The 2,883-nt window shown below is 75.1% G+C and carries 2 protein-coding genes and 1 pseudogene; 2 read left to right on the forward strand and 1 reads right to left on the reverse strand.

Going from position 1 to position 2,883, the window contains the following annotated elements:
* Nucleotides 1-2,172: hypothetical protein (locus tag VIU94_RS33855; protein WP_331917480.1), on the reverse strand; the 2,172-nt coding region annotated here is incomplete at its 3' end.
* Between the two features lie 81 nt (nucleotides 2,173-2,253).
* On the opposite strand from VIU94_RS33855, the gene VIU94_RS33860 reads away from it, so the two are divergent.
* Together VIU94_RS33860 and VIU94_RS33865 are read left to right on the forward strand one after the other, a co-directional pair.
* Nucleotides 2,254-2,646 (forward strand): hypothetical protein, encoded by a 393-nt coding sequence (locus VIU94_RS33860; protein WP_331917482.1) that lies wholly within the window; start codon nucleotides 2,254-2,256, stop codon nucleotides 2,644-2,646.
* A pseudogene (locus tag VIU94_RS33865) lies at nucleotides 2,643-2,883 on the forward strand (hypothetical protein); the annotation flags it as partial. The gene VIU94_RS33860 and the pseudogene VIU94_RS33865, both read left to right, overlap by 4 nt.

Here is a 2,883-nt window from a genome sequence, read left to right on the forward strand (position 1 = left end):
GGCCTCGGCGGCGGCCCGTTCCGCGGCGGCCCGGTCACCGGCCGCCGTCGCCTGCGCGGCCTCGGCGGCGAACGTCTGATGGAGCCCGAGCAGGAACTCGAGCCGGTCCGGGTGTGCGGCGTCCACGGCCGCGTCGGCCTCTCGGAGCAGGGCGGTGGCCTCGGCGAGAGCGTGCGGCTCGGGCGTGGGCAGCGCGGCGCGCGCCCGGTGACAGGCGAGCAGCGTCTCGGCGCAGGCGGAGCGCACCATGGGGCCGTTCTGCGCGCCTACGGGGATCGCCGCGACGGCCTCGCGCAGCAGAGCGAGCGACAGCTCCAGCAGGGCCGGCTCGGGCTCGGGTCCGCCGCACAGGTCCATGACGGCGACGCCTGCCTGGGCGGTGAAGGACGGCTTGAGAGGGTGGTCGTCGGGGCAGATCTCGCGGGCCTCGAGACAGCAGTTGATGCCTTCGGCGACCCGCTCGACGTACGCGTCCTCGTCGGTGAGCCGGTCCGCCCCGCGCAGCAGCACCTCGCCGAGGTGCGCCACCGGCACGGCGCGGGCGATGCCGGAGGGCGGTGCGGCGGCAACGACGCGGCGGGCGACGTCCTCCGCTTCCTGGAGCGCGGCGAGGTCGTGGCGCAGCCGGTACAGGTCGAACAGTCCCTCACTCAGCTCGGTGAGCGCGGTGAGGTGCTGGGCGGCGGTGAAGTCGGGGTCCCGGGGGCTGTCGGGACGGCCGTCGAGCTCGCGGAGCAGCCCGATCGCCTCGGTGAGGGCGTCCAGGTCGCCGGTCTCGTCGTACCGGTCCCGCAGCGTGCGGGCGAGCACGCGCCGGGCTCGCCGTAGCCGCGTGCCGGGGCCTTCCTCCCGTACCCGCCGCCGGGCCTCGTCGACCGGGTCGGGCGGGGCGTGCCGCGCCGCGAAGGCCAGCGCCTGGGCCCTGCGGAGCAGTTCGGCGCTGTCGCGGTAGGACGAGTGGCCGGGCGGGGCGAGGCGGACGTTGTCCTCGGCGAGGGCGAGGACCTCGTGGACGAGCGACGTGCCCGCGCCCGTGTCCCCGCTGTCGGCGGCGAGATCCAGCAGGGTGCTGGTGAGGAGCAGCCGGCGACGCAGCCGGTTCGGGTCGTTGTGCTGCGACCCCGCCACCGACGCGCGCAACGCGTCCGCCGCCCGCCGAAGCAGCGCCGGGTCGCGGGTCTCCTTGAACAGGGTGCGCAGGTCCTTGCCGTAGTTGTTCAGGATCGCCGCCCGCTGCGGCTCGTCGGCGGGCACGGTGCGCACGGCCTCCGCGCCGAAGTCGACGGCCGAGCGCAGCACGTCCAGGTCGGCGGAGCGGTCGTACAGCGCCGAGTACAGGTTCTGCACATGGCAGAGCCGGACGGCGCGCTGCGGGTCCTGCGCGGGCGTGAGGTTCAGGGCGACGATGCTGACCCGCAGGCTCTCCTCCAGGGCAGACTCGTCGCCGGTCCGACGGAAGGCGTCGAAGAGCAGCGAGGCGTGGTTGAACACGACCAGCGGGCGCTGCGGGTCGTCTGTGGCGCACAGCCGGGCGGCCTCCTCGCTCGCCGCGCGGGCGGCGGCGAGGACGCCGAGGTCGCCGGTGCGGGCCAGCTCCATCTGGAGGGCGACGCCGAGCGCGGTCCTGGCCCGGACGCTCCGGGGCCGCTCCTCCTCCGGGAGCAGTTCGAGCAACCCCCGGGTGGAGCGCACGAGTTCGCGCAGCAGGGTGATCGCGATGCCGAGCGTCGCACCGTCCCGGATCATCTGGTACCGCTCGACCGCCATCGCGGCGTGGTCGTAGAGCGCCTCGAGCCGGAGGTCCTGGTTCCGGGCGATCCGGGCGAGTCGCCTCGGCGGCCGGGGCAGCCTGCGGACGCCCGCCCGGACCTGCGGCGGTACGAGGTCGGGCGTGAGGACGTCGAGCCACGCGCACAGCTCCAGCGCCCGGTTCCGCTCGGCCCGGCCGCCGCCGGGTAAGGACGCGGAGGCGAGGTGGAGCTGCCAGTACGCGACGGCGACGGTGTACGCGAGGTCGGCCTCGGGCGGCAGCGGGTTGTCCCGGATCGCCTGGTCGGCGAGCTCGGCGATCTGCACGGCCATGGGTTCCAGCAGCAGCCCCGGATCGCTGGTCTCCTCGAACCGGCTGACGCGGGCGCGCAGTTCGGCGTACAGACTCAACTCGATGGCCACCTTGCGCTCCCGTCCCGTATCCGACCGCGGTCTGCCATTCTCTGCCATTCTCTGCCGTGACGACCTTGGACGGGAGGGCGCATGCACGACATGGCGGATCGGCTCGACCGGCTCTGCCGCCGGCTCACCGGCGGTGAACTGGCCCGCCGGGCACGGGAGTACGGGGTGGGGCAGCAGCTGGAGCGGGTCCTGGGCGCGGTGCGCGACGGGACCGATCCGGAGCAGGTACGGACCGAACTCGACGCGCTGGAGGACGGCTTCGCCCGCCACGGGATCGAGAACCTCACGATCCCCAGGCGGGACCACCGCATGGTGCCGGGGGCCGTCGGCCATCCGGTGCTGCGCGGTTGGGTGTGTCCGGCGGCGCGGCGCTGCTCCCGGTTCGCCGAGCGCGACACCGGGGCCTCGCCCTCGCCCGGCCCGTTGTGCGAAGCGCTGGGAACGCCCTTGGTCCAGGTGGAGATCCCGCTGTGAACGCGTTCCTCGGGGAGCTCGGCAGGCGGCTGGCCGAGCGCTGGGTCACGCTGCTCCTGCTGCCGGGTGCGCTGTTCGTGGCGGCGGTGACCGTCGCGTCGGTGCTGGGGCACGGCCGGGCTCTGGACCTCGGGGCGTTGAGCGGCTGGATCGACGGCCTCGCGGCGGCGCGGGGCAGCGGTCGGCTCGGCATCGTGGTGCTCGTGGCGGCCGGCACGCTGGCGGCCGCGGCCGGCG

The organism is Streptomyces sp. (assembly GCF_036566765.1).
In the GTDB taxonomy this organism is placed as follows: Bacteria; Actinomycetota; Actinomycetes; order Streptomycetales; family Streptomycetaceae; genus Streptomyces.

Excerpts from the sequence above, each read along its gene's own strand:
- VIU94_RS33860 (WP_331917482.1), top strand. The coding sequence starts at position 2,254 with ATGCACGACATGGCGGATCGGCTCGACCGGCTCTGCCGCCGGCTCACC.